Origin of the sequence: Vibrio sp. 10N.286.48.B8 (assembly GCF_003050085.1) — a bacterium.
GTDB classification, from domain to species: domain Bacteria; phylum Pseudomonadota; class Gammaproteobacteria; order Enterobacterales; family Vibrionaceae; genus Vibrio; species Vibrio crassostreae.
Genome location: NZ_PIGD01000001.1, coordinates 292,589 through 318,314, shown reverse-complemented (window position 1 = coordinate 318,314; position 25,726 = coordinate 292,589). Strand labels below are relative to the sequence as shown.

At 44.3% G+C, this 25,726-nt stretch carries 20 protein-coding genes; 10 read left to right on the top strand and 10 right to left on the bottom strand.

Going from position 1 to position 25,726, the window contains the following annotated elements; genetic code table 11:
* Positions 1–10: 10 nt before the first annotated feature.
* Positions 11–721, bottom strand: a complete 711-nt coding sequence (deoD, locus tag CWO08_RS01345; RefSeq protein WP_048661021.1) for a purine-nucleoside phosphorylase — start codon at positions 719–721, stop codon at positions 11–13.
* A gap of 346 nt (positions 722–1,067) precedes the next feature.
* On the opposite strand from deoD, the gene CWO08_RS01340 reads away from it, so the two are divergent.
* Positions 1,068–2,042 (top strand): L,D-transpeptidase family protein, encoded by a 975-nt coding sequence (locus CWO08_RS01340; protein ID WP_055319663.1) that lies wholly within the window; start codon positions 1,068–1,070, stop codon positions 2,040–2,042.
* A gap of 176 nt (positions 2,043–2,218) precedes the next feature.
* Here the strand turns inward: CWO08_RS01340 and CWO08_RS01335 are convergent, their stop codons facing one another.
* Entirely contained in the window at positions 2,219–2,485 is a 267-nt protein-coding gene (locus CWO08_RS01335; protein WP_017061882.1) for an Lpp/OprI family alanine-zipper lipoprotein, read from the bottom strand.
* A gap of 361 nt (positions 2,486–2,846) precedes the next feature.
* Between CWO08_RS01335 and CWO08_RS01330 the strand changes: the two genes are divergently transcribed.
* Positions 2,847–4,178 (top strand): DEAD/DEAH box helicase, encoded by a 1,332-nt coding sequence (locus tag CWO08_RS01330; protein ID WP_102432076.1) that lies wholly within the window; start codon positions 2,847–2,849, stop codon positions 4,176–4,178.
* 168 nt (positions 4,179–4,346) lie between these two features.
* On the opposite strand, the gene CWO08_RS01325 is transcribed toward CWO08_RS01330, so the two are convergent.
* Entirely contained in the window at positions 4,347–5,597 is a 1,251-nt protein-coding gene (locus CWO08_RS01325) for an SGNH/GDSL hydrolase family protein (RefSeq protein ID WP_102432077.1), read from the bottom strand.
* Between the two features lie 425 nt (positions 5,598–6,022).
* Here CWO08_RS01325 and CWO08_RS01320 point away from each other — a divergent pair, with 425 nt between their 5' ends.
* Both CWO08_RS01320 and CWO08_RS01315 read left to right on the top strand, forming a co-directional pair.
* Positions 6,023–6,964 (top strand): triacylglycerol lipase, encoded by a 942-nt coding sequence (locus CWO08_RS01320; RefSeq protein ID WP_102432078.1) that lies wholly within the window; start codon positions 6,023–6,025, stop codon positions 6,962–6,964.
* 38 nt (positions 6,965–7,002) lie between these two features.
* Positions 7,003–7,896, top strand: coding sequence for a lipase secretion chaperone (locus tag CWO08_RS01315; RefSeq protein WP_102319987.1), 894 nt, complete (start codon positions 7,003–7,005; stop codon positions 7,894–7,896).
* Positions 7,897–8,006: 110 nt separating this feature from the next.
* On the opposite strand, the gene CWO08_RS01310 is transcribed toward CWO08_RS01315, so the two are convergent.
* Complete coding sequence (locus CWO08_RS01310) at positions 8,007–9,650, bottom strand: methyl-accepting chemotaxis protein (protein WP_102432079.1); 1,644 nt, start codon at positions 9,648–9,650, stop codon at positions 8,007–8,009.
* 467 nt (positions 9,651–10,117) lie between these two features.
* Here CWO08_RS01310 and CWO08_RS01305 point away from each other — a divergent pair, with 467 nt between their 5' ends.
* The 5 genes from CWO08_RS01305 (at position 10,118) to CWO08_RS01285 (ending at position 16,180) form a co-directional block, all read left to right on the top strand.
* Positions 10,118–10,939: a phosphate ABC transporter substrate-binding protein gene (locus CWO08_RS01305; RefSeq protein WP_048661033.1), complete on the top strand. Its 822-nt coding sequence runs from the start codon at positions 10,118–10,120 to the stop codon at positions 10,937–10,939.
* 111 nt (positions 10,940–11,050) lie between these two features.
* Positions 11,051–11,980, top strand: a complete 930-nt coding sequence (gene pstC, locus CWO08_RS01300) for a phosphate ABC transporter permease subunit PstC (RefSeq protein ID WP_019822958.1) — start codon at positions 11,051–11,053, stop codon at positions 11,978–11,980.
* Between the two features lie 15 nt (positions 11,981–11,995).
* On the top strand, positions 11,996–12,859 hold the full coding sequence (pstA, locus tag CWO08_RS01295; protein ID WP_048661034.1) for a phosphate ABC transporter permease PstA: 864 nt from the start codon (positions 11,996–11,998) through the stop codon (positions 12,857–12,859).
* Positions 12,860–12,949: 90 nt separating this feature from the next.
* The gene (gene pstB, locus CWO08_RS01290) at positions 12,950–13,699 is read left to right on the top strand and encodes a phosphate ABC transporter ATP-binding protein PstB (protein WP_004732036.1); all 750 of its coding nucleotides are present in this window, start codon (positions 12,950–12,952) and stop codon (positions 13,697–13,699) included.
* A gap of 336 nt (positions 13,700–14,035) precedes the next feature.
* Positions 14,036–16,180: a GGDEF domain-containing protein gene (locus CWO08_RS01285; RefSeq protein ID WP_108019539.1), complete on the top strand. Its 2,145-nt coding sequence runs from the start codon at positions 14,036–14,038 to the stop codon at positions 16,178–16,180.
* Between the two features lie 136 nt (positions 16,181–16,316).
* Here the strand turns inward: CWO08_RS01285 and CWO08_RS01280 are convergent, their stop codons facing one another.
* From CWO08_RS01280 to CWO08_RS01255, 6 genes are read right to left on the bottom strand one after another with little or no spacing between them, the layout of a single operon-like run.
* Positions 16,317–17,999, bottom strand: a complete 1,683-nt coding sequence (locus tag CWO08_RS01280) for a BatD family protein (RefSeq protein ID WP_108019537.1) — start codon at positions 17,997–17,999, stop codon at positions 16,317–16,319.
* A 2-nt stretch (positions 18,000–18,001) separates the two neighbouring features.
* Positions 18,002–19,918 carry a VWA domain-containing protein gene (locus tag CWO08_RS01275; protein WP_108019535.1) on the bottom strand — a complete coding sequence of 639 codons (1,917 nt, stop codon included), beginning with the start codon at positions 19,916–19,918 and terminating at the stop codon, positions 18,002–18,004.
* The gene (locus CWO08_RS01270; RefSeq protein WP_009845815.1) at positions 19,911–20,903 is read right to left on the bottom strand and encodes a VWA domain-containing protein; all 993 of its coding nucleotides are present in this window, start codon (positions 20,901–20,903) and stop codon (positions 19,911–19,913) included. Before CWO08_RS01270 ends, CWO08_RS01275 begins: the two co-directional genes overlap by 8 nt.
* Positions 20,896–21,381, bottom strand: coding sequence for a DUF4381 domain-containing protein (locus CWO08_RS01265; RefSeq protein WP_108019531.1), 486 nt, complete (start codon positions 21,379–21,381; stop codon positions 20,896–20,898). The genes CWO08_RS01270 and CWO08_RS01265 overlap by 8 nt, the downstream gene beginning before the upstream one ends.
* Entirely contained in the window at positions 21,378–22,304 is a 927-nt protein-coding gene (locus CWO08_RS01260; protein ID WP_108019529.1) for a DUF58 domain-containing protein, read from the bottom strand. Before CWO08_RS01260 ends, CWO08_RS01265 begins: the two co-directional genes overlap by 4 nt.
* 10 nt (positions 22,305–22,314) lie before the next feature.
* Positions 22,315–23,271 (bottom strand): MoxR family ATPase, encoded by a 957-nt coding sequence (locus tag CWO08_RS01255; RefSeq protein ID WP_055319673.1) that lies wholly within the window; start codon positions 23,269–23,271, stop codon positions 22,315–22,317.
* Between the two features lie 456 nt (positions 23,272–23,727).
* On the opposite strand from CWO08_RS01255, the gene CWO08_RS01250 reads away from it, so the two are divergent.
* Positions 23,728–25,644, top strand: coding sequence for a methyl-accepting chemotaxis protein (locus tag CWO08_RS01250; RefSeq protein ID WP_107898351.1), 1,917 nt, complete (start codon positions 23,728–23,730; stop codon positions 25,642–25,644).
* The last annotated feature ends 82 nt before the right edge of the window (positions 25,645–25,726 follow it).

Sequence of the window (25,726 nt, the reverse complement as noted above, 5' to 3'; positions counted from 1 at the left end):
TATCAAGTCGTTAGATGTTGATTGCTGTCTCTAGAGCAACTTTCATCATGTCGTTGAAAGACTTTTGACGCTCTTCAGAGCTTAGTTTCTCGCCACGGATGATGTGGTCAGATACTGTTAGGATAGTCAATGCTTTAGCACCAAGGTCTGCAGCAACACCGTAGATACCAGCTGCTTCCATATCAACACCTAGGATGCCTAGTTTTTCCATTTTTTCGAAAAGGTCAGCTTCTGGAGTGTAGAAAAGGTCAGCAGAGAATACGTTACCAACTTTAACTGGAACTTCTTGTGCACGTGCTTGGTTTACTGCTTCTTCTAGAAGGCCGAAATCAGCGATAGCCGCGAAGTCGTGGTTGTTGAAACGAATACGGTTTACTTTTGAGTCAGTAGAAGCACCCATACCGATAACAACGTCCATTAGTTTAACGTCGTCACGTACTGCGCCACAGCTACCTACACGAATAACATTTTTCACACCGTACTCAGCGATAAGCTCGTGTACGTAGATGCAGCATGATGGGATACCCATACCGTGGCCCATTACAGAAACTTTCTTACCTTTGTAAGTGCCTGTGTAGCCAAACATGTTGCGAACGTCACAAACTTGCTTCACGTCATCAAGGAATGTTTCTGCAATGTATTTTGCGCGAAGCGGGTCGCCCGGCATAAGTACTGTTTCTGCGAAATCACCAGCTTGAGCATTAATATGAGGTGTAGCCATGGTCGTTCTCCAAAGTTTAAACGGTAATTATAGGAACAGGATTTAATCAATTACCGATTCTGTTGAATTGAATTCGTTTTGTTGAGGCAATATTAGCGAGTTAGAACGTGGCTCCATGAGACTTTAGTCACAAAATAGGTCTGTCATTATAGTTTTATTAATATTGATAACCAAATGTGTTGAAAGCGTAAAGGCAATCGATTTTGTATGGGTAAATTGCAAGCCAATGAGAGGAAAAGGCCCACATATAAACTTGTTGCCTATCAGTTTCGAGACAACAATACGTTGTAGAGACGTTTGATCAGCGATAATCTAAACTTTGATAAAAGACAAACCAAGGATTTGTATGTCGTATTGCGCTAACTCGACGCCTTTGCAGTCAATGAAAACCCGACTACACAGGGCAGCATCGCTTGTTGTAAGAACTACTTTGCTTGCCAGTGGAATAGCTTCATCGTGGGTGTCTGCTGCAACCTTTGAATTGCCACCAACAGAAAGCCGTATCGTGGGCAGAATACAGCAGCATGAAGTGGTGGCGGGCGAAACCTTGGCCATCATTGCCAAGCAATACGATATTGGTTTCCTCTCTTTAATGGCAGCCAACAAAGGAGTGGATCCTTTTCTTCCCGCGGAAGGTTATGTGTTGAGCATTCCAAGTCGTCTGATTCTGCCTGATACCCCAAGAAAGGGGATTGTTATCAACCTTGCTGAGTTGAGGTTGTACTACTTTGAGCCCGATAAAAATCAAGTACATGTTTTTCCTGTCGGCATCGGTCGAGTGGGACGCGATACCCCCGAGATGATCACCAAGATAAGTCAAAAAAGACCGAATCCAACATGGACGCCACCGAATTCAATCCGCAAAGAGTATCTTGAAAAGGGCATTGAATTACCGAGAGTGGTTCCTGCCGGACCGGAAAACCCATTGGGTGAGTACGCTTTGAGGCTTGCTTATGGCGCTGGTGACTACTTGATCCATGGTACTAATAAAGACTTCGGAATAGGTTTACGAGTTAGCTCTGGTTGTATCCGAATGGAACCTAAGGATATTGAATGGCTGTTTGAGCAAGTGAACCGTGGCGAACAGGTCACCATTATCAATGAGCCAATCAAAGTGTCACTAGAGCCAGATAGAAGTGTGTTTGTCGAAGCGCACGAACCATTAACTCGAAGTGATGGTTCAAAGAAATCATTACAGATCCCTGTGGAATTAAAATGGTGGCTTGAAGACGCAGAACTGCCTAATTCAAAAGCGAAGGCGGTTATCTTTGCTCAAAACGGCGTGCCTGTAGAGATAGCACCACCTGTGATTGAGTTTTAATTCGATTGCCTCTTCTGTAACAAGGGGCGGTTTCCCTTTCTCTACTCGAATTAGTCCCTTCTACTCAAGTTAGTATCGCCCAAAAAAAAGCACCACATCCGTTAAGAGGTGGTGCTGTCCATATACTGCTTTTGCGACTTATTTAAACTACAGCTTAATCGCACTTAGATCTCAAACTACTTAGTGTACGACTCAGCGATGTTGTCGATACGTTCGTTAGCACGATCCGCTTCTTCTTTTGCTGCCATAGCGGCTGCTTCTGCTTCTTGTGCCTTCATTTCTGCGGCTGCTTTGTCACTCTTAAGTGCTTCAACTTCGCTAGTAAGTTGAGCAACTTGGTTAGTTAGTTGATCCATTTCTGACACTGCAGCTTCTTCTGGCTCTGAAGAACAACCGGCTAAAATGAAAACTGAGGCTGCAGCTGCGATTAACGTCTTATTCATAAGAACTCCTTGCTTATTTATCATCAAAAGATGCGCTATACATTCTCTATCATATAGTCGCTTCATTAATGATTGTAGCGACTAATTTTTTAACTGCAAAAACAATAAATAAAGAAATTGCTAAATTTTTGAGGTAATTAGCTGAGCATCACGTTCTGTCTCACTTATGAGATGAAGGGTTTAGAGGCGACTGTAATGTGTTCTTGGAGAGCCATCCCTTTGTTGGCAATGCATACAATGTTCTAGCTAGAGATAGATTAAAGGATAAATTTACTGTGATCTCTATCCTTATAAAGTACTTTCGCGGTATCATGTCACGTTAAATTAATTTTATTCAATACCATCATGACTGGAGAGTCCTTTGCACTTTAAAGATTTAGGCTTAGATAACCGCTTACTGAAGAACTTAAAACATTACGACTTCAAGAAGGCGACAGAGATCCAATCAAAAGCGATCCCTGTTGCTATTGCTGGTAAGGATCTATTGGCTTCATCAAAAACGGGATCAGGAAAAACATTGGCGTTTGTGTTGCCAATGATACATAAGGCTTTAAAAACAAAAGCGTTTTCTGCTAAAGATCCTCGTGGTGTAATTTTGGCTCCTACTCGTGAGCTGGCTAAGCAAGTTTATGGTGAACTGCGTAGCATGCTTGGTGGTTTATCTTACGAAGCGGCGCTTATCTTGGGTGGCGAAAACTTTAACGACCAAGTTAAAGCACTGCGTAAGTACCCTCGTTTTATCGTTGCAACTCCAGGTCGTCTTGCTGACCACTTAGAACATCGTTCATTGTTCCTAGATGGTGTTGAAACGCTAATCCTTGATGAAGCAGACCGTATGCTTGACCTGGGTTTCGCTCCAGAACTTCGTCGCATTGCTAATGCTGCGAAGCACCGTCGTCGTCAGACACTAATGTTCTCTGCAACGTTAGATCACGCTGAAGTAAACGGCATTGCCAATGAAATGCTAGATGCGCCTAAGCGTATCTCTGTTGGTGTTTCTAACGAGCAGCATTTAGATATCACTCAGAAATTCTACCTATGTGATCACCTCGATCACAAAGAAGCGATTCTAGACCGTGTACTAGAAGAAGCTGAATACCGTCAGGTAATGATCTTCACTGCAACTCGTGCTGATACCGATCGTCTAACAGATAAGTTGAACGAGAAGAAGCTTAAAGCGGTTGCACTGAGTGGTAACCTAAACCAAACGCAACGTAATGCTATTATGAGCCAGTTTGAGCGTGCGGTTTACAAAATCTTGGTAACAACCGATGTTGCTTCTCGTGGTATCGATATTCCAAACGTGAGCCACGTTATTAACTTTGATATGCCGAAGCACACCGAAGAGTATGTTCACCGTGTTGGTCGTACTGGCCGTGCAGGTAACAAAGGCGATGCAATCTCTTTGGTTGGTCCAAAAGACTGGGACAGCTTCAAGCGTGTTGAGCTTTACCTTCAACAAGATCTAACTTTCTCAGTGCTTGAAGGCCTAAAAGGTAAGTTCAAAGGCATCAAGCCTCGTAAACCAGCCTTCAAGAAGGGCGGTCCAGCTAAGAAAGCGGGCAAACCTCAAGCGAAGAAGACAGCGAAGAAGCCAGTTAAACGTGATAAGAGCTTCCACCAAAATGTGGCAGTGGGTGATACCGTGTTTATCCCTAAGAAGAAAGTCGCACCAAAAGTGGACGACGAGTAATCAACTTGCGTGACCTAAAAGCTTAGCTTTGAAAGGTTGATGCAAATAAAAAACCGCCGATGATGGCGGTTTTTTTGTGTCTGTACCTTGTCTATTTCTCGTCTCTCTTTATCTTGCCCTATGCTCATTTAACTTCTGAAAAGCTTGAAAGGACACCTATCCTTGCATCTATTCAAAGTCGAAGGTCGAAAATGAAGACATGAGAATATTATCCGCTAGATATTTATGGATTGCGGTAGTTGGGTGCGTCACGCCCCAAAACACATATCGGTCTGAACCATAGGTTGCGCATTCGTTAGTTAAGCTATGGCGATATAAGTAATCGGAAGCTGAATGGCGCTGAATATCTAAACATGCATCTGTGGCGTTCTGAAATCCATGTTGCTGCGGGTTTTCAGTAATGTGGTTAAACAGATCATGAGCATTGAAAAGTACGACATTGACCCCCCTAGCTTGGTAATACTCAGCTTGCTCTTTGATGAAGAGGTTAAACTCAATTATTTTGCTATGCACAATAGAAATTTCATCTTCTGTCGAGTATTTAAATTGTGGAGCTTTTGTGGCGTCAGGGAGAGTGAAGAGCAAAATGTTTTGAGCACCACTTCCCGTTAAACGAATTAGAGCGCTGCTGAAATCAGCTTTTACATCAGCCACCGATCGTTCGTAATTCATAAAGTCGTTAAGGCCGAACTCCAAAGTAAATAACGAGTTTTCTGGACGGTAATTCTTCGCGGCTTCCATGTATTTCAGGTACGACGTGACTTGGTCATAAACTCCTTTGAGGACTCCATACTGATTTGTGCCTGCCGCCCCACCAACTGCCCAGTTATACAGAGGTATGTTTTTCTCTCTAGCTAGGTACTCTGTCCAGACTAAGCCATTTGAGAAGTGACCTAAGAACCATGAGTTGGCATTCGGAAGAACCCATTGCGAACCGTTGAATAAGTTTCCAGTATCAGAAAGGCTATCCCCAAATGTGATGATTCGATTAATTTTATTGTCTTGGAGTTCTTCGTCATTGGTCCATATTGAGTGGTTGTAGGAGAACCGACTGTCTGCTGCAAAATAAGTGATGTCGGCGGCATCATGCTGGATGTCTAGTGTCTCTTCGCAACGTTGTTCTATTTCTGATTGTGGTGTTCCACTAAAGAACATGTTTTTATACGATGAGGGCGACCACCAATATCCATCGATAGTGTAGTAATTGCCATCTTCGTTTCTTGCCCATTTCCAATCAGTTGCAACTGAGTCATTCGATATGTCGGTTCGGTACCAGCATCTGATATATGATCGTGTATCAAGCATCTGCCCTTGTGCTACTTCGTCAGGAATTGTTGCATCTAGAGGCATTGATGTATCGGCGATAGCTGATGCAATTAGAGGCATTGTCAATGTAAATACCAAGATCATTTTCTTCATTTTAGAGTACTCATTTAGCAAAGTAAGTAAGGTTAATTACTTTATTATTAATAATAAGAATAAATATCATTTAGGCAATGTATTGAATATTACTCATTGTTGCGTCAATAACTCATATGAAGCACGTATAATAAGTGTTACATAGATCCAACTTTCAACGGTTTTGCGTTCATTAATTTTTATCTGGGCGAGAGTCCATACCTACTTTATTCACATTTACTATTAATAGTTATCTCACTTAATTATTATTAATCAATTGATTACTTGTTTTATCGTTTATTGTGACTTTGGTTGAGCAATGTTCATCACTACTGTTTAATTCCAGTTCAATCTCACAAATATCGAGTCCCTACTTTCTGTTTTATAAAATCATCAACTACGGTTCTTTTACTCATCAGAGGTCTAATCTGTTTAAGGAAAGAGCATTGAAAAAGATATTAATTTGGACGATAGCTTGTCTATCCAGTTTTGGTGCCTATGCAGGAACGAGCGCATCGGCATTAGAAGTCAGCGGATACACTGAAACGAAATATCCCATTGTGTTGGTACATGGCTTGTTTGGCTTCGATACATTGGCGGGCGTCGACTATTTCTATGGCGTACCTGAATCCCTAACAAAAGATGGCGCGAGCGTATACGTCGCTCAGGTCTCTGCAACCAACAGTTCTGAAGTGCGTGGAGAGCAGTTGCTGGCTCAAGTTGAAACACTGTTAGCCGCGACCGGGGCAAGTAAGGTGAACCTAGTTGGTCACAGCCACGGCGGACCAACAGCGCGCTATGTGGCTTCAGTTCGTCCTGATCTGGTAGCCTCAGTGACAAGCATTGGTGGCGTCCATAAAGGATCTAAAGTTGCCGATCTCGTGCGTGGAAGCGTATCAGAAGGCTCAGCTGCGGAAGGTATCGCGGTTAAGTTGGCTGGTGGATTGACGACACTGATTAACCTTTTATCTGGTGGAACGGATCTAGACCAAGATGGCCTTGCATCTCTTGAAGCGTTGACCACTGAAGGTTCGCTTGCATTCAACCAGTTTTACCCTGAAGGCGTTCCGACGTCTGCGTGTGGTGATGGTGAATGGCAAGCAAACAACGGTGTTTATTACTATTCATGGACAGGATCTTCCACTTTTACCAACCTTCTGGATCCTACCGACGGAGCGATGACAATCCTTGGTTTAGCTTTTAATGAACCTAATGACGGGTTAGTGGGAGCATGTAGCGCGCATTTGGGCAAAGTGATTGGTGATGATTACAAAATGAACCACCTAGATGAGATTAATGGGTTGTTGGGTATTCATCATCTCTTTGAGACTGATCCAGTGACGTTATATCGCCAACACGCGAATCGATTGAAGTTGGCTGGCCTGTAAGTCGCGCTGCCCAAAGTTAAGATCATAAGGAAAATATAATGAAAAAGACCGCCATTTTGTCGATAACCACGATAGCCCTGATGAGCACAGCGGCGGTCTTTTTATATCTAAAGAAGGAAGAGGTAAGTTCATATAATAACAACGAACAAAGCGCTTCTTCATTGAAGGTTAGCTCTCAACAAGATACCGAAATCGATAGTGCGTCAGCCAAAGACATGATGGAATATTTCGTGTCAGGCAATACAGAATTAACCCTCGAAGAGATTCGTGACAATGTGGCAAATCACCACGAGCAATCACAAGCAGCGGTGGTCGATGAAGCATTGTTCGCAAAGTATCTTGAGTACAAGTCGGCACTGACAACATTGGATGTTCAATTCGACACCACCTCAATATCCGCAGAGGACTTACGCGCACTGAATCAAGCTCTGCTTGACCTTCAAACTCAATTTTTCAGTGAGAGCGAGATAAGTATCCTGTTTACCCATGACAATAAAATGAGGGAAATCGCTTTAGAAAAGTTACTTCTGAAACAAGAAGGGCTAGAGGAACAAGAATATCAGCAAAGGCTTGAATCTTACCTATCTGAACAACCCGATTATGTTCAGTCCAGTCATCAAAATCAGGTTTTATTACAGCAACTATCCAACTCACAAGGTCTAGACGAACAAGGTAAATACTTGAAGAGAAATGAACTGGTTGGCGAAGAAGCGACACAGAGGCTCGAAGCACTCGATAAACAAAGAGCGGACTTTGAAGGAGCTTTAGAGATTTATTTTGTTGAACGAAATGACATTTTGAATGACTCAGCCCTCTCGACAATTGAGCAACAAGAGACGATCGCTCAGCTTAGAGAAGCTCATTTTCAGCCACAACAGCTTAGAAGGGTAGAAGCGATTGAGAGAATCAGAGCCGCTGAGAACGGCCAGTAAGGTTTGGTGATTTAGTCAAAAATCTATCGAAAATAAAAAACCAGTCAAGAGTGACTGGTTTTTTATTATGGGTGAGTTGCAAGGTAAATAAAGCTAAATGTCTTTATCCCTTAAACCTTAAAATAATCCAACTGCTGCTTTTGCTGCTCGGCTAGGTTAGATAGCTCATGGCTCGCTGCTGCGGCTTGAGTAATACCGGTTACGTTTTGGCTTACTAGGCTGTAGATGTTTGAGATATTACGGTTGATGTCTGCTGTCACTTGGCTTTGTTCTTCTGCGGCAGAGGCAACTTGAGTGTTAATTTCTGTCATGTCGGTTACTGAGTTAGCAATACCAGAAAGTGCTGCGCTCACCTCGCCTGAGAGTGTTTGGTTGTGCTCTAACATAGACAGTGAACTGCTCATGCTCTCATTGGCGTTACCCGATTGAACCTGCAAGCCTTCGATAATTGCTTGGATCTCTTTGGTTGAATCTTGCGTACGAGCAGCCAGCATTCGAACTTCATCGGCTACAACTGCGAAACCACGGCCACTCTCACCAGCTCGTGCGGCTTCGATTGCTGCGTTAAGCGCAAGCAGGTTAGTTTGTTCAGAGATGCTTTGAATCACCTCAATCACTTTACCAATTTGTTCAGAGTGCTCTTTTAGCGTGCCTACAACGTTCGCAGCTTCGCTGAGCTGAATCGCCATTTGCTCATTGGCTTGGTTGCTTTCATTAAACAAGCTCATACTGTGCGTCGCCATTTCGTCGGCTTGCTTGGAAGCTGAATCGGCTTGTACTGCATTCTCGTTTACGTGCGATGCTGTGCTCTCAAGTTGGTTCACGGCAGAAGCCACTTGTTCCACTTCTTGCTTCTCTTGATCAGAGTTCGCACTTGATTGCGTCATTACTGCCGCCAACTCTGTTGATGCAGACGCCACTTCAATACTGATTCGAGATAGTGAACTTACGGTGTCGCGCAATTGCTCAACGGATTTGTTTACGTCTTGGGCAAGGCGAGATATTTCGTTGTCGCCATGCTCTTCCGCTTTTACTAGCAGGTTACCTTTTGCTACTTCGCGCATGGTTTCTTGGATATTGCTAAGCGGCTTAACAATGATGCCAGCTAGCGTCCAGCTGATGACTAATGCGATTGAAAGAATCACTAACAGTGCGATGGTTGCGGTGTTGAGTGTGCTGGTGTGTTGCTGGCCATTGATGTCCACTTCTTGAGTGGCAATACGGTTCAGTTGCTTTGAGAGGAGGTTGATAGCTTGCACCATTTCGTTACCCGCGTGACGATATTGGTCGATTGCGATCTGATAGCGGTTATCAAAGTCAGAAGGTAGCGCTGCGCTGCCATGTTTTGCTCTTAATAGAGGAAGCATAGTGGTGCGAGAAAAATCGACATAGTGATTCATCGCTTTGCTCATTGCGGCTACTTCATCTTGCATGCCTGGCACTGTGTCTAATGAGTTCAGTAGGCGAGTATTTTGGTCGCGTTTTTGGTTTAGTGTTTCAACCAGTGTTTTTACGTCATCAGCATTGAATAGGCTGTAGATCGCTTTGATGCGCATGCCATAGCTGTTGTCGACGATTTCACTGAGTTCTTCTTTATGTAGGATGAGTTGATCGGTTGCTGTTGATACATCTTTAAAAGCGTTTTCCAGTTTGTCACCACCGATGATGACACCCGTCAAAAGTAATACGACAGAAAAGAGTACTGGAATGAGAATTTGTATTTTTATCGATAAGCCACTGAGAAGTTGGCGCATGTAATGTCCCTCTTTGAATAAATAAATGAGCAGAAGCAATTGTTATTATTGTTATTAGTCAGTGATTCTAACTTCTGAGAATGACAATTCAATCAGTAATAGATTCGATTTTGATATATGCGATAGGTATTTCATAAATTCTGATTATTTATCGTACAAACAAGGCTTTAGCCATTTTTAAGATAGGGTTATTTAACACAGAACCCTGTGTGGTATTAGGTAATGAAAGGGATGGCGAGATATTGAGCGGTTTGGCTTAAATAGGTTGGAATGAATATTCAGTGCCTATAAGTGAGGCTAATTTATTACTTCAAGGTTTATTTGGTAGGGGGAAAACAAGAAAATAAATTGTAGTTGTCATATAGCCTTCAATTAAGTGAAACACAACTGTCACATTCAGATTCTAAAGTGGGCACCGTTCAAGCAAAACAACATTACGGCAATAACGCCACTAAAGGAAATTTGTGATGAAAAAGACAGTTATCGGTGCAATCGCACTACTAGGCGCTCTAACAGTGAATACAGCTTCAGCTAAAGAAACTATCTCTGTAGTTGGCTCTAACAGTGCTTCTCCACTGGTTGAAGTTTTTGCAGAAACCTACATGAATAAAGGCGAACCAGTGTTCATCGAAATTCAAGCACCGGGTTCTTCTGCAGGCATCAAAGCAGCAAAAAATGGAAGTGCTGACCTTGGTATCTCTTCTCGTGACCTAAAAGAAGAAGAGAAAACAGCTGACCTGAAAGAGCTCGTTATCGCTCGTGACGGTATCGCAGTTGTTGTTAACCCAAATAACGAAGTATCTGCTCTTACAGCTGAGCAAATCACTTCAATCTACAAAGGCGACATCACTAACTGGAAAGATGTTGGTGGTGCAGACAAGCCAATCGTAGCAATCACTCGTGATACTGCATCTGGTACACGTGGTGCATTCGAAGACATCATGAAACTTAAGAAGAAGATTGGCGACAAGAAAGTATCGGCTATCTCTCAACGTGCACAAGTTGCAAACGGTAACGGCGCACTTAAAGTTTCTGTAGCTAGCAACCCATACGCTATCGGCTTTATCTCTCTTGGTACTGTAGACAACACAGTTCAAGCTCTAACTATCGACGGCGCAGAAGCATCAGTTGATAACGTTAAGAACGGCTCTTACAAAGTTGCTCGTCCTTTCCTAGTTCTTTACAAAGCAGGCGCTCCAACAGCTGAAACTCAACAATTCCTAGACTGGATGGTTGCAGACGAAGCTCAAGCTATCGCTGACAAAAAAGGCTACATCACAGTTAACTAATCTTAACTGACCAACACTTAATTATTGCTCAGCCTAACTTAGGCTGAGCCTTTTCTTTCAACTTTGTCTATTTCGAGCTCTTGTTGAGCCACAAAGTTTGAGATTTTATATATGACCATCGCAAATAGTGAAAAGCTTATGAATACTGAAGCGACTCAAATCAACAAGCCAAGTCTACGTGCTAAGAAGCGCATCGACTGGAGAGAAAGAATCTTCCACGGCTTGTTCTTATCGAGTGCTGTAATCGGCATCGTATCACTAGCCGTTATCGCTTACTTTATCGTTGCAGAGAGTATCCCTGCATTCCAAGAGGCGGGTGTTTCTGGCATCGTTCTGGGTGTTGACTGGTTACCTCCAGCTCTATTCGGTGTTGCAACCATGATCGTTGCCTCGATCGTTTCGACACTTGGAGCTGTAGTTGTTGGTGTGCCAGTTGGTGTATTAACCGCTATTTTTATTGCTGAGATTGCTCCAAAGCGTCTGGCAGATATTATTCGACCAGCAGTTGAGCTTCTAGCTGGTATCCCGTCGGTAGTTTACGGCTTCTTCGGTCTGGTAATTATCGTTCCAATGATTCAGAACATTTTCCAAGTACCAGCCGGTAATACTATCCTGGCAGGTATCATTGTTCTGGGTATCATGATTCTTCCTACCGTTATCACGGTTTCTGAAACTTCGATTCGTGCTGTACCTCGTACATACAAAGAAGGTTCACTTGCACTGGGCGCTTCGAAAATCTACACAATTTTTAAGCTACTCGTTCCTGCTGCACGTTCAGGCATTATGACTGGTGTGATTTTGGGTATCGGTCGCGCACTTGGCGAAACGATGGCAATCATCATGGTTATGGGTAACGCGCCAGCAATGCCAGAAGGTATTTTGGATTCGGCTCGTACGCTAACAGCAAACATTGCAATTGAAATGTCTTACGCAAGTGGCGTTCACGCTAACGCACTGTACGCAACAGGTGTTGTACTTCTAGTGTTCATCATGATGTTAAATGGTGCTCTACTTTATCTTAACCGTGAAAAAGCGAAGTAGGCGAGGATAAGTAATATGGATCGCGTAAAATTAAAGCAAGCACGTCAAATCAAAGATAACATCTTAAAAGGTTTTATCTGGGCAGCTGCGGCTGTAACCGTTGGTTTCTTATTCTGGATTATTTGGTACATCCTATCGAACGGTCTGCAATACGTAGATTGGAACTTCATCACTGACGATTACACTCGTACTGGTGAAGAGCGTGGTATTTTCCCAATGATCATCGCCACGATCTACATGGTAATTGCATCGATTGCAGTCGCAGCGCCACTGGGCATCATGACGGCAATCTACCTAACAGAATATGCGAAAGTAGGTAGCCGTTTGGTGAAAGTGATTCGATTCTGTACTGAGTCGCTCGCTGGTATTCCATCGATTATCTTCGGTCTGTTCGGTATGACCTTCTTTGTTTCGATCCTTGGCCTTGGCTTCTCGATTCTATCGGGTGCATTAACGCTAAGTATCTTGATTCTTCCTGTAATCATTCGTACTACAGAAGAAGCATTGATGGCAGTACCACAAACTTACCGTGAAGGCTCATACGGCCTTGGCGCTTCAAAAATCTACACTATCTGGCGTTTGATCTTACCAAGCGCAATGCCAGGTATCTTAACTTCGGTCATTCTTAGTATTGGTCGTGTAATTGGCGAATCAGCACCTGTATTTTTAACAGCAGGTATGGTGGCACGTGTTCCTGAGTCGGTATTCGATTCTGGCCGTACACTAACGGTTCACCTATATAAGCTGACAACAGAGCTATTTACTATCGATGAGTGGAACCAAGCCTACGGCACGGCGACAGTCCTAATCGTATTGGTTCTCTTGATCAACATGGTTACAAAACTGATTGCAAGACGCTTCAACACGGCAACTTACTAAGCTGATTAGCAGGCTCAACAATAAAGAGAGCCTCCGTGATAAAGAAAGCATCAAGCTAGACACGAATTTAAGAATTTAGAGATTACGACAATGAACAAATTTGATATTGAGAACCTAGATCTGTTTTACGGCGACAACCAAGCGCTTAAATCTATCAACCTGCCAATTCCAACTCGTCAGGTTACGGCACTGATTGGCCCATCTGGTTGTGGTAAGTCAACGCTACTACGTTGCTTGAACCGCATGAATGACCTAATTGAAGGCGTTACTATCAAAGGTAAGCTGGATATGGATGGCACAAACATCTACGGCAATATTGATGTGGCTGACCTACGTATCCGCGTCGGCATGGTATTCCAAAAACCAAACCCATTCCCAATGAGCATCTACGAGAACGTGGCTTACGGGCTACGTGCTCAAGGTATCAAAGACAAAAAGCACATTGACGAAGTAGTAGAAAGCTCACTGCGCAGTGCGGCACTTTGGGACGAAGTAAAAGACCGTCTTAAAGCACACGCATTTGGCTTGTCTGGTGGTCAGCAACAGCGTCTATGTATCGCTCGTACCATTGCAATGGAACCGGATGTAATCCTAATGGATGAACCAACATCGGCTCTAGACCCAATCGCGACGCATAAGATTGAAGAATTGATGGAAGATCTGAAGAAAGACTTCACTATCGTTATCGTAACGCACTCAATGCAGCAAGCGCGTCGTATTTCAGACCGTACTGCTTTCTTCCTAATGGGAGAGCTTGTAGAGCACAACGAAACGAGTGTTATCTTTAGCGAGCCAAAAGATGATCGTACTAAAGGTTACGTAAACGGTGACTTTGGTTAATTGATTATTCAAGTGCTGTGTTTGGCCTTTTAGCGAAATCAGCACGCTAACTGATACGCAGGTTAGATAATCGAATAGATCGACAGAATTATCACTATAACTATAAGCGATGGAAGTTTTGCCCCACTTTAGGTGGGGCTTTTTTATGCCTTTAAAAAAGTCCCAATGTCGATGAAATTTTGGGCAGGAAATCCCATTTTTGTAGTCCTTCTCATGCTTGTGATAATGTAAAAAGTGAAATTGCGACCCGCTTAACATCTCATTTTTAGTTACATTGATTGCATATCAAGGCTTCTGTATTTTTGCTGTATTCTCAATAGCCAATGGACGGAAGCTGTGCCTGTAAAAGCCTTTGCAAAACAAATATCTGCTACGCGTGATCACCGTTTATTGGCAGAGTCTCTTTTTGACTACTTGACTAAGATGCTTACTCCAAAAGGGATTGGGATATTTGCAGAACCGATACCAGAAGTCGATTCGTTCCCCTTGTTTTCTTATGGAGAGCTAACGTCTCTGGCAAATTATCCTGCTACGTTTTGGCCTTGGGTTTCTCAATTCGATACCGCAGATGGTGTGCTCCCAATGTCTATCAACACTTGTAAGTGGGAACACATGAAAGTGTTAGGTGGAGAGTCATTCATCATGATGCTCGACAACGCGCCTGCCTGTAGAACTTATTTAATTGTTCAAAATTGCAATGCTCAACATATCAACCAAACCTTCGACCAAGATCTTGATGTTCTTCAACTTGCAGCAGCCCGCTGGCAATGCATTCGTGCAGAAAAGAACGCTGCGCTGGAGATCAAACACCGCGACACGCGTGAAGCGCAGTACCTTGATGAAATAAAGCTTCGTGAACTGTTTGTGGAGAATATGAAACTGGTTCATCAGGTGGCATTAGAGCTTTCTAATCCTGACTCTTTGGATGCCTTGTATAAAGCCTCGGTTGAGGCGGTTCGTGATCGGTTAGGATTTGATCGTGCGATCTTCATGCTATTGGATATGAAAAAGCGCTGTTTTAGCGGGACATACGGCACTGATGAGTCCGGTAAGACAAACAGTGAGCACCATACTCAATATGATTTACACCAGCTTGAAGCTGAATTTATTGAAGCTTTGTCTGACAATCACACCAACCTCATTGTTATCGAGCAAGCCCCGCTCTACACGGAAGGAAAAGTGGTCGGGCAGGGGTGGAATGGAATGCTCATCTTACGTGAAGGTGATAAACCCGTCGGATGGATTGCGATGGATAACTACATTCACCGTTCACCCATCACCAATTATCAAAAGCAGATGCTTGAATCCTTTGGCTCTCTGCTTTCTCAGATCTACATTCGCAAACGCCAAGAACAAAATATACGCATGTTGCACTCAAGTATGGTGGAGCTATCTCGCTGCGATACTGTCAGTGAAGTGTGTAAATCGGCGGTGAGCTTTGCGATTCAGCATTTAGGCATCGACCGACTGGCGGTTTTCCTCACCGATAAAAATTGCAGTTACATGCAAGGCACGTGGGGCACGGACATAAAAGGCGATATTGTCGATGAGTCCTATTATCGCTCTGAGCTGGTAGAGCGAGACATCGTAGCCGCAGCTCGTGCTTGCCCTAATCAAGTGGCGTTTGAAGAATCAGTCCCTATTTATCACGACTTCAATATTGTCGGAGTCGGTTGGACGGCCATGACTATGCTCACCACAAACACGAGTGAACCGATTGCGTTTATCGCAGCTGATAACTTGTTAACTCGCAGTCCCTTAACTTCACAGCTTCGCGAAGTGATTCGTATATTTGCCTCTAGCCTTGCAGAGGTATTGCAAAGAACCATGGCTCAAGAGGAGCTGAAAAAGCTCAATGAAACGCTTGAACAAGAGGTCAGCAAACGCACTCAAGAGCTTGAAAGAGCCAATGAACAGTTGGATATTATTTCTAAATTAGACCCTCTAACACGTCTTGGAAACCGTCGTATGCTGTCGCAGGTCTTAGAAGATTTGAACTGCGACGATCAAGGTGCTTTTGCCACACAACATGAAATTACATTTGGGCTTATACTTGTCGATTTAGATCATTTTGGCTTGTACAACAGTGTTTATGGTCATACAGAGGGTGACGCTGCTCTGCGAACCATCGGCAAGATACTTAATGCTCATGTTCATAGCGATAAGGAAACTTTCTGTCGTATTGGTGGTGAAGAGTTTATGTTGTTGATGATCGGCACTCATCACTCTGAAACTAAACAGCGTGCAGAGTCGATCAGAAAATGCATTGAAGAGGCGAAGATCCTTCATTGTGAAAGCAGCACCAGCCAGTATTTAACTGCATCTGTTGGTTACGCGTCGATAACCTCAGACCAGCATCAATTCGATTTCGACTTGCTGTATGGCAAGGCAGACAAAGCTTTGTATCAAGCCAAAGACTCAGGGCGAAATCGAATTGTCTCTGCTCTAAAGCGAAGAAAGGTTGCGACGCCACTGACTTAGTGTGGCATTTATTTTTTCATCTCTTAAAAACGACTGATGCCGTGATGATCACAATGTGGTCATCACGGCTTCGTTTTTTTTGTTTACTTAGATTCTCTGCTTAACTAGCGTTCTGCTTATTTAGATGGCTGGTTAATTAAAGCCTTTCTAACGTGCTCTTATGAGCTTTGTTCGAGATGCGTTTTGGCTTCTTAACCGCTTTGATTGTTAGAGCTGGATCCCATGACTGACTTGGTGATCCAGTTTCAGCATAGAGGCTTTGGTTGAGCTTGGTTAGCTCCGCTTCAATTGCTTCTAACGTTTCACCACTCAAGCTTGAGTTTTCTGTTTTCCATTGCTCAAACAAGGTTCTCGTCATCACCCCATCTTTCGCTTTCAGCGCGGTAATCAGCGCTTCGGCTGTATCGGATTGATGTTCATCTTGGCGCTTTGGTTTTACTGTTGTGCCGCGGCGTGACCAGAAGTAGAAAGCAACTGTAGAACTGATTAACCACAAGGCAGCGAACAGCGCGGTTAGGTAAGGCCATATGCCAGGGGTATCAACGGTAACAATCGTCGGGCTGGCTTGTTTGGTTGGTGTTTCTGTCAGAGGCGGCGGCGTGCTTGAGATCGCGCGATCACTTGCCTGAACCGACAACTCAAGTCCAAGAGCTTTACTGGTCTTTTGTGATTGCGAATCGGTGTTAAACCAAGTTTGAGAAACATCAGGCAGAGAGATGCTTCCAGATTCCTTAGGGATTAGAACCTGTTTATACACAACGATAGCATTACCGGATTGGGTAGTGCCAAATTGCGGTTTCTCTTCATAAACACGTACCGATTTAGGGTAGGTGATCTTCAGTTTTGGCAGTTGATGCTGGGTCAAGTTGCTGGCTGTCATTGTGATGGTACGAGTTAACGAATCACCTGCTTCCATTTCAATATTCTGCTTCTCGCCACCTAAAGTATTGCTATCTGTCAGCTCGTTGCCTTGGCTATCTGACCATTTCTGAATCAACTTGAAGTTCGATGTTGGTAACCACTCACCTTGATAGCCTTTTGGTACCGGATTTACTGTGACATCTAAGGTTTCAACAGGCGTGTCGAGCTGGAAAAGACGCGTTGTGCTTGAGTTGTTGGTTGAGTAAACAACTGCACCAGTTAACTTTGGCCCTTGAAGCTGAAATTGTCCTGCTTGCTGTGACGATATATGGAAAGATTGCTGAACAACGGTGACTTCTTGTCCGTTGATAACATCTTGAAATTGCTTAGACTCTCCAATCGGCTCAACGTCTAATTTTGCTGAACTTGGTGGTGCAATTTTAGGATCTTGCAGCCTTCTAGGATCAGCCTTAATGATGAGCTTTACATCAAGCTCCGCGACCTCTTGAGGGTATAGTGAGTCTTTACTCAGATTAAGTTGAAACACGGCCATGTCACTCTGCTTTGGAGCTGCTTTATTAACCGAAACGTTGATAGTGATAGGCTTCGTTTTAGCCCCTTCAATATCAAAGCTAGGAATATCTAATCGGCCTAATCGAAGTGGGGCAAGGGTAATATTCCATTCGCTAGACACAGTGCGGCTACCATTTACGATTCGCATCGACGACCCAAAGCTTGGGGTGCCGACGTAGAAATCCTTCTGAAGGGGGGCGAGATCTAAAGCGTCGGACGATACTTTTTCATCGGTCGCCACTCTAAGTAGGAAGACTTCATCTTTGGTAACACTGTTTTGCGAAACACTCGCAACAGCGGCTGCTGCTAATACAGAATGTGACGAGAAAACACCGATTAGCAGTGTCAGTAGTATTGATAAAAATGGCTTGTTTAAAAATCGCATGGTTACCACTTTTTGTTTTGGTTGTTAGGAGCACTTTTTTGTCGTGCTTGTAGAATCATTTGCGCTTTAAGCAGTTGGCTCGGATCACGGGCGCTTTCTACTTGTTCAAGTTTTCGCATATCAGGATCGCTCGACATAGGTTGACCTGATACTTGTGCTGAAGTTTGTTGAGTGTTGTTATCACTGTCTTCCTTAGCTGCCTCTTGAGCTTGAGCTGTCTGAGATGCAGAGTCATCTTTGTCTTGTGACGGCCTACCTGCTTGAGCCGCTTTGTTTTGTTGCACAGCTTGCTTGTCGTTTTCTTCATCCATCTTGGAATCAGAGCGGTTATCAGCTTGGCTTTGGTCAGTATTCTGAGCTTGGTTTTCACTTTGATCTTGTTTGTTGCTTTGATCTTGTTTGTTGCTTTGATCTTGGTTGCCGCTTTGACTTTGCGACTTCCCATTGTCAGTAGAGCTTTGTTGTTGATCCTGCGAGCTTTTCGAAGAATCATTTTGCTGACCTTGCTGACCTTGCTGGTCTTGGTCTTTCTGATCTTTGGATTCAGAATCACCTTGCTGTTGCTGTTGCTGTTGCTGTTGCTGTTGCTTCTGAGCTTGTTCGACAATCTCTAGGTTCTTCTTCGCATAAGCATGTTCAGGATTGCTTTCGAGAATGCGTTGATACTCTTTTATCGCTTGGTCGTACTTACCTTGCTTTGCTTGTGCATTGGCGAGGTTGTAGCGAGCATCTTCGCCGGAAAGGCTTTGTAGCGTCTGTTCGGCCGCTTCGAAATCACCGGCTTTGTATTGCGCAATGCCTTTCCATTCTTGCTGTTCGAACTGTTCTGCGGCTTGTTGAAAGTCCTCATCTTGATATAACTGATAACCCACCTGATCATCGGTTTTCCAAGGATTCGCAAACACAGAATTCGGCTGGCTGAACGATACAAGCACAGCTAGGCCACACCAAATAACCCCTTTTCGAAATAGCCCAAGGGCAGGAAGTAACAAAAACGGCAATAACCAGAAACCGTTGTTCACTCTGGTATTGAGCGAGTTATTGGTTTTAGTCACTTCTGATGTTGTAGCAATTCGATCGAGATAACTTGCGATGTGTTCAACGTCTGAGTTATCAAATTGTACCTCAGTGAATGTGCCGCCAGAGCGACGAGTCAGGTCGCGCATATTGTCTAAGTTGGTTTTCGCAACCACGGTTTGTCCGGAGTCAGTCTGTAACATCGAACCTGTAGGTAATGAGATCGGCGCGCCGCTTTTCGTACCTACAGCCAAGACTGATAACGTCCAATTACTACCAGAGAGTAGTGAGTCGATATCTTTCTTCTCTTGACCATCAATATCATCAGCAATCAGTACCAGATCGCCTTGGTAGATATGAGCGCGAGTCATCATCTCAATCGCGAGCTTAACTGCCGATGCTGCATTGCCGCCTTGGAAGGGCATGATATCTGGTGATAGGTTGGGTACGAGGTTCTTGATGGTGTTGATGTCTGACGTTAGCGGACTGATGGTGTAAGCATCTCCGGCGTATGCCACCATTCCTGTTAGGCCTTCTTTCCATAACGAAAGCAGATCCAGAGCCTTGTATCGCGCCTGTGTTAAACGGTTCGGTTTAATGTCAGTGGCATACATAGACATCGACATATCCATGATCACAACTCGTGCCTCCGTTTTTTCAAAGCTTGGCTGTTCATTTTTTTCAAAGCTTGGACCGGCCAATGCGATGACACCGACCAACCACCAAACACCGAAATAAGTGCTGCGGTTTTTCGAGGGTTTGTTCGATTCAGGAGCCAAATAACGTGCGATGTGTGACGCCAATAACCCTTGCTTGGATTGTCTCTTGCTAAGCCACCAAATAGCGGGCAGCACGGCAAGAGCCAAGAACCAATATGGGTAGATAAAAGTAAAGTTAGACATTGTTTCTCCTAATGGCTAACAGCATAAATGCGAAGAACATTGCCGCAGACAGAGGCCACACAAACCACTCTTGTTGTGGTCGCCATATCTTAGTGGCGTTCGTCACGGGTTCTAACTGGTTGATGGTGTCGTAAATCGTTGCTAGCTCTTTGCTGTCACGCGCACGGAAGTACTGACCGCCAGTGCGTTTGGCAATTTCCATTAGGGTGCGTTCATCCAAATCTTGAGCAGTATTGACCTTACGAGTCATGAAGAACTCTTTGACCATCATTTCACCCGCACCGACACCCACGGTGTAAATCGTCGCGTTGTACTTCTTAGCAATATCGGCAGCTTCAAGTGGATCTAATACGCCCGCGGTATTGCTGCCGTCACTGAGTAGAATCATTACACGCTGAGGGGCATCGCTATCGACAAAGGTTTTGGTGGCAAGGCCGATACCATCACCGATCGCAGTTTGAGTACCGATAAGCTTTAACACCGCTTGATTGAGCTGTTGTGAAAGCGTGTCTCTGTCTAACGTCAGTGGCGTCTGCAAGTAGGCGTGATCAGCAAATAGCACCAATCCGACTCGGTCGCCTTTTCGTCGTTCAATAAAGTCACTCAGTACATGTTTTACCGCAGATAAGCGGTCGATGTATTCACCATTGAACTGCATGTCTTCTTGGCTCATCGAGTAGGAGAGGTCGACAACCAGCATCAAATCACGGTGTTTCGGCTGAAACTCAACCGGTTCACCGTACCAAACTGGGCGTGCCATGGCCGTTACCAATAAAAGCCAGATGATGACCGACAAGGCCTTGGGTAAGCGACTGCTCGGCGTTTTGGTATTGCTGTCCTCGGGCAGAAACGGAAGCCTTAGAGCGCTGCTTGATTCTGATTTTGGTGAGAATAGGTAAATAAGGAGCGGCAGTGGTACTAGGATAAACATCCACCACCAAACAAACTCCACATCGAGTAAACCCATATTTAGAAAATCATTCATAACGACCTCGCTTTGGAGGAAGGGCTTTACGAAGCCAGGTTTCGCAGTCATTAACCAATTGCTGTTGAGCCTTTTTCTGTTCGTCGTTCATTAAGGCTGCATCTTGGTAGAGCGCTTGTTGCCACTGGGATTGTTTTGCTACAAATAACGGCTTCGCTAATTGCGCATCTAAAAAAGCCAACCAATCATCACCAGATAAGCCTGCCACTTTGTCGCGTGGAAAATAGCTCAATGCAGCCTGACGAACGATGTCTTGAGCTGCGCTCGGAGACAAGGTATTTGAAGGCTGACTGTTACGAAAGCAAGCAAGTGCTTCGTTCTTCGCGTATTGGTTCTTTTGTCTGCGTTTTATAATGAAAAATACTAAGGCGATCACAACAATGGCCGTGATAATCCCAGCCCACCACCCCCATGCCAAAGGCCACCATGACGGTGCGCTTGGCGTAATAATAGGGCTCAAGTCGAGAGGTTGATTCATGACTGAACTCCTGATACTTGGCTCATTAACGATTGCGCACAAGACAATGAACTGTATGGGATCGCCAGAGAAAGGCTCATTTGCATCAGTTGTTGTTGCTTCTGATCAAATGCGTGACTGAGCTTTTCCTTTTCCTTGCTTGATGAAAAGTTAAACCATTGCGTTTTATTGCCGTCGGTGATCTGTTTTGAACCTTTGAAAGCAGTGACACCTTGCTCTAATGGATCGTAAAAATGCACCAAGCGAACTCGATTATGTCGACGTATTTGATTGATAAGTGAGTAATTACTTTCGCTATAACGAACAAAATCACTGAGCATAATGATATCGCTGCCTTTCGGGCAAAGCTGATGCAGAGACTTCAGCCCATGCTCTAAGGTTGTGTCGCTGTGATTGTCTTGGTTGGTCAGCGCTGCGTTATTGATTTCTATGACTTTTTGTAAAATACGCAGCGGAGCATGGTTGCTAGCACTTGGTTTAATCTCAATGATCTCTTGGCCAGTATCTATCACTGCGCCAATCCGGTCTTTTTGAGCGACGGTTAACCAACAAAGTTGGCTGGCAAAGTGTGCGAGTTGAACCGATTTAAGCAATAAGGTTGAGCCGAAAATCATACTGCTCGACAGATCTAAGAACAAAATCACAGGCTGTTCTCTTTCTTCTGAAAACAGTTTGGTATGCGCCTTGCCTGTTCTCGCCGTGACGCGCCAATCAATGCTACGGATGTCGTCGCCCGCCTGATATTGACGAACCTCAGAGAAATTCATCCCGCGACCTTTACGATTGCTCTCGTGTTGCCCGTTTAGTTGCGACCACAGGCTCTTGGCTGGAGGCAACCAGCGAACAGACTGCGCTTTGTATTGCAGCAGTTCGTCCAGATTTAACGTGACACCGTCACTATGGTTGGGTAATTGATTATTCATGCGCGTATTCCTATGCGCTACCAACCAACGAGATAAGGTGTGCGATCACTTGGTTTGCAGTGACCCCTTCAGCTTGTGCGTGGTAGCTACGAAGCAGGCGGTGGCGCAATACAGGGAATGCCATCGCTTGAACATCTTGTGGAGTAACATAGTCGCGGCCAGCAAGCCAAGCGTGAGCGCGAGCACAACGGTCTAACGCGATGGTTGCACGCGGGCTAACACCCATGTCTAACCATTGATCAAGTTGGTCGCTGTATTGTTTAGGTTGGCGAGTCGCCATTACCAGTCTGATTATGTACTGCTCAATGGTGTCTGCCATGTGAATGTTGAGCACTTCTTGGCGAGCTTCGAAGATAGTTTGCTGAGATACCTCTTGTGGCTGAACAGATTCGTTGCCTTGAGCTTCACCGCGGTTGAGTCGCAGGATCTCAAGCTCACTCTCCATATCTGGGTATTCAACTTCAAGGTGAAGTAAGAAACGGTCTAGTTGGGCTTCTGGCAGTGGGTATGTGCCTTCTTGCTCAATCGGGTTCTGTGTTGCCATCACCAAAAACAGTTCAGGTAGCGCATAGGTTTTTCGACCGGCAGTGACTTGTTTTTCTGCCATCGCTTCCAACATAGCCGCTTGAACTTTCGCCGGAGCACGGTTGATCTCATCTGCTAGAATAAGCGAGTTGAAAATTGGGCCTGATTGGAAAGTGAACTCCCCTGTCTCTGGTCGGAAAATATCGGTACCAGTCAAGTCAGCAGGCAGTAAGTCTGGCGTAAATTGAATGCGGTGGAAATCCCCTTCAACGCAATCAGCCAGTGATTTTACGGCGCGGGTTTTTGCCAACCCCGGAGGCCCTTCAACGAGGATATGACCATCCGCTAAAAGGGCGATCATCAGTTGCTTAACGAGCTCTTTTTGACCAATAATTTGAGACTCTAGATAGTTTTGAAGGACTTCGAAATTTGTTTTGTGCATTTTGGACTCTCTGGGTATCCATTTGATTTTTATTTTGAGTATTGGTCACTGATTACTAGGAAAAAGTTCCAGTACATTTGCGTAATTTATTTTTTCAAAATTGGAAATATTAACAAGTGTTTAGCTAAAAACATCGTTAGGTTGTGATTATTACCATATCAATTGGTTTTTATATACAAAAGCTCGACGGTGGAGAGTGGTTTGAGTTCGGTTAGATCTGAGGGCTGAGAGCTAAAAATCGACTCTCGACAATGCGGTGTTTGTATAGTTAATTCATGTTTAATGTGAATGTTTTTAAATGTTACATCACATTTGCAATTTTTTGAGAGAAAAGTCTCTAGTTTTATTAGTTGTGGCCGATACATCACTCAGATTGTGCATTGCTTGTTGGAGTGCACTAAAAAAGTCCTGTTCAGGGTATACCAATAACGAGCGATTCTTTTTAAAGGTCCAAATATGTTTAAAACTAACTCTCTGAGTATCAAGCAAAAAGTTGTACTTGGAATTACCTTTGCGGTTCTGGCTTCTACGGTCATCGTAGGTGCGATGGCGCAACAACAAGCAAGAGATGTATTGAGCCATCGATTGGTTGATATTGAGCTTCCTGGAATGCTTGAGCGAATCAACGGTGAAATTGATCGTGAAGTCTCTCAGCTGTTGTTGGCAGCGGAGCAAATTGCTTCGAATGAATTCATTTCTGACGCTATCGATTCGACTGAACGTGATGCGGATATTGAGAATAAGCTAGTTAAACAACTGAATAACGTGCGTAACCAATACCAGTTAAACGATGCATCGGTTGCCAACCGTGAAACAGCTTACTACTGGAATCAAGATGGTTTCTTACGCCAGCTAAACCAACAACAAGATGGTTGGTTCTTCGGTTTTACTCAGTCAGGCCAGCCAACTATGGTGAGCATGTTCCAAGAAGCCAATGGTGAAGTGAAGATGTTTGCCAACTACCAACAGCCTTCTGGTTTGGCGATGTCAGGTCTATCAAAATCGATGGATGACATGGTTAACCTGCTGAACGGTTTCAAGATTGAAAATACAGGCTTTGTATTTTTGACCGATAGCCAAGGTGATGTACAAATTCACCGTGAGCGCTCACGCAGCGACTCGTCACTTCAACAACTTTACGGCCCTCAAGCCAGTCAGCTACTGAATAAGTCAGGCTTCAACTTGATTACCACTGAAAGCCAAGGCCAAGAGCTGTTCGTTGCGAGTTTATACGTGTCGTCGATGGACTGGTTTGTCATTGGTGTGGTACCAACAGGCGAAGTATTTGCTGAGCTAGATGAGACGGCACAAAAGATGCTGATCATGACGGCGGTTGTGGCATTAGCGTTTATCCTAATGGGTGTAGTACTGGCGAACAGCATTACTCAGCCGATTAAACTTTTGGCTAAGCGTTTCGGCGACCTAGGTGAAGGCGACGGTGACCTTGCGCAGCGTATCGAAGTGAAAGGCAATGATGAAATCGCTCAGCTTTCAAAAGGCTTCAATGGGTTCATTGAAAAGATTCACGAGTCGATGAAAGAGGTGTGTTCGACAAGCCAAGCGCTTCAAGTGGCAGCAGAGAGTGTTTCTAATAAAGCACATATCACCCATGACAACAGCCAAGAGCAACGTGATCAAACCCTTCAAGTGGTTGCTGCCATTAACCAAATGGGTATGACCATCAGCGAGATTGCATCGAACGCGGCAACCGCAGCTGAAACGGCAACACAAGCTTCGGGTAATACTGAAGTTGGCCGCTCTGTGGTTAACAAAGCAAAAGATGCGATTAGCCGTTTGGCGCAAGACATCGAAAGCACCGGGCAGGTAGTAGAGCAACTGGCTTCTACTACTCAAGATATTGGCTCTATTCTGGGTGTTATCCGTGATATTTCTGAGCAAACCAACTTACTTGCATTGAACGCTGCGATTGAAGCTGCGCGTGCCGGTGAGCAAGGTCGTGGGTTTGCAGTCGTTGCGGATGAAGTTCGTAACCTAGCAAGTCGTACTGCGGATTCAACGGAAGAAATTCAGAAGATGATCAACCAACTGCAAAGCGATGCGAAAGATGCGGTAACGGCAATGAGTGCAGGTAAGGTTATTACCCTTGAGGGTGTATCTGCATCGGATGAAGCGGTAGACGTATTGGGTGGTATCTCAGACCGTATCGTTGATATTACTGACCGTAACACGCAAGTTGCTACGGCAACGGAAGAGCAATCGACCGTGGTTCACACCATCAACCAGAACATTGAAGAGATCAACGCAATCAATGAAGTGACAACCGGTACTGCTGAGCAACTTGCAGAGGCGAGCCAAGAGCTTCGTGACTTGTCTTCTCGTCTAGATAAGATGGTTGGTTCGTTTAAGCTTTAACCCTTTCAAGCTGTAACATGGCTTAGATAGCGGCATAGACTAAGAGCTGGATTCATTTAATCATGAATCCAGCTCTTTTTAT

Excerpts from the sequence above, each read along its gene's own strand:
- deoD (WP_048661021.1), bottom strand. The coding sequence starts at position 721 with ATGGCTACACCTCATATTAATGCTCAAGCTGGTGATTTCGCAGAAACA.
- CWO08_RS01340 (WP_055319663.1), top strand. The coding sequence starts at position 1,068 with ATGTCGTATTGCGCTAACTCGACGCCTTTGCAGTCAATGAAAACCCGA.
- CWO08_RS01335 (WP_017061882.1), bottom strand. The coding sequence starts at position 2,485 with ATGAATAAGACGTTAATCGCAGCTGCAGCCTCAGTTTTCATTTTAGCC.
- CWO08_RS01325 (WP_102432077.1), bottom strand. The coding sequence starts at position 5,597 with ATGAAGAAAATGATCTTGGTATTTACATTGACAATGCCTCTAATTGCA.
- CWO08_RS01315 (WP_102319987.1), top strand. The coding sequence starts at position 7,003 with ATGAAAAAGACCGCCATTTTGTCGATAACCACGATAGCCCTGATGAGC.
- CWO08_RS01310 (WP_102432079.1), bottom strand. The coding sequence starts at position 9,650 with ATGCGCCAACTTCTCAGTGGCTTATCGATAAAAATACAAATTCTCATT.
- CWO08_RS01305 (WP_048661033.1), top strand. The coding sequence starts at position 10,118 with ATGAAAAAGACAGTTATCGGTGCAATCGCACTACTAGGCGCTCTAACA.
- pstC (WP_019822958.1), top strand. The coding sequence starts at position 11,051 with ATGACCATCGCAAATAGTGAAAAGCTTATGAATACTGAAGCGACTCAA.
- pstA (WP_048661034.1), top strand. The coding sequence starts at position 11,996 with ATGGATCGCGTAAAATTAAAGCAAGCACGTCAAATCAAAGATAACATC.
- pstB (WP_004732036.1), top strand. The coding sequence starts at position 12,950 with ATGAACAAATTTGATATTGAGAACCTAGATCTGTTTTACGGCGACAAC.
- CWO08_RS01280 (WP_108019537.1), bottom strand. The coding sequence starts at position 17,999 with ATGCGATTTTTAAACAAGCCATTTTTATCAATACTACTGACACTGCTA.
- CWO08_RS01275 (WP_108019535.1), bottom strand. The coding sequence starts at position 19,918 with ATGTCTAACTTTACTTTTATCTACCCATATTGGTTCTTGGCTCTTGCC.
- CWO08_RS01270 (WP_009845815.1), bottom strand. The coding sequence starts at position 20,903 with ATGAATGATTTTCTAAATATGGGTTTACTCGATGTGGAGTTTGTTTGG.
- CWO08_RS01265 (WP_108019531.1), bottom strand. The coding sequence starts at position 21,381 with ATGAATCAACCTCTCGACTTGAGCCCTATTATTACGCCAAGCGCACCG.
- CWO08_RS01260 (WP_108019529.1), bottom strand. The coding sequence starts at position 22,304 with ATGAATAATCAATTACCCAACCATAGTGACGGTGTCACGTTAAATCTG.
- CWO08_RS01255 (WP_055319673.1), bottom strand. The coding sequence starts at position 23,271 with ATGCACAAAACAAATTTCGAAGTCCTTCAAAACTATCTAGAGTCTCAA.
- CWO08_RS01250 (WP_107898351.1), top strand. The coding sequence starts at position 23,728 with ATGTTTAAAACTAACTCTCTGAGTATCAAGCAAAAAGTTGTACTTGGA.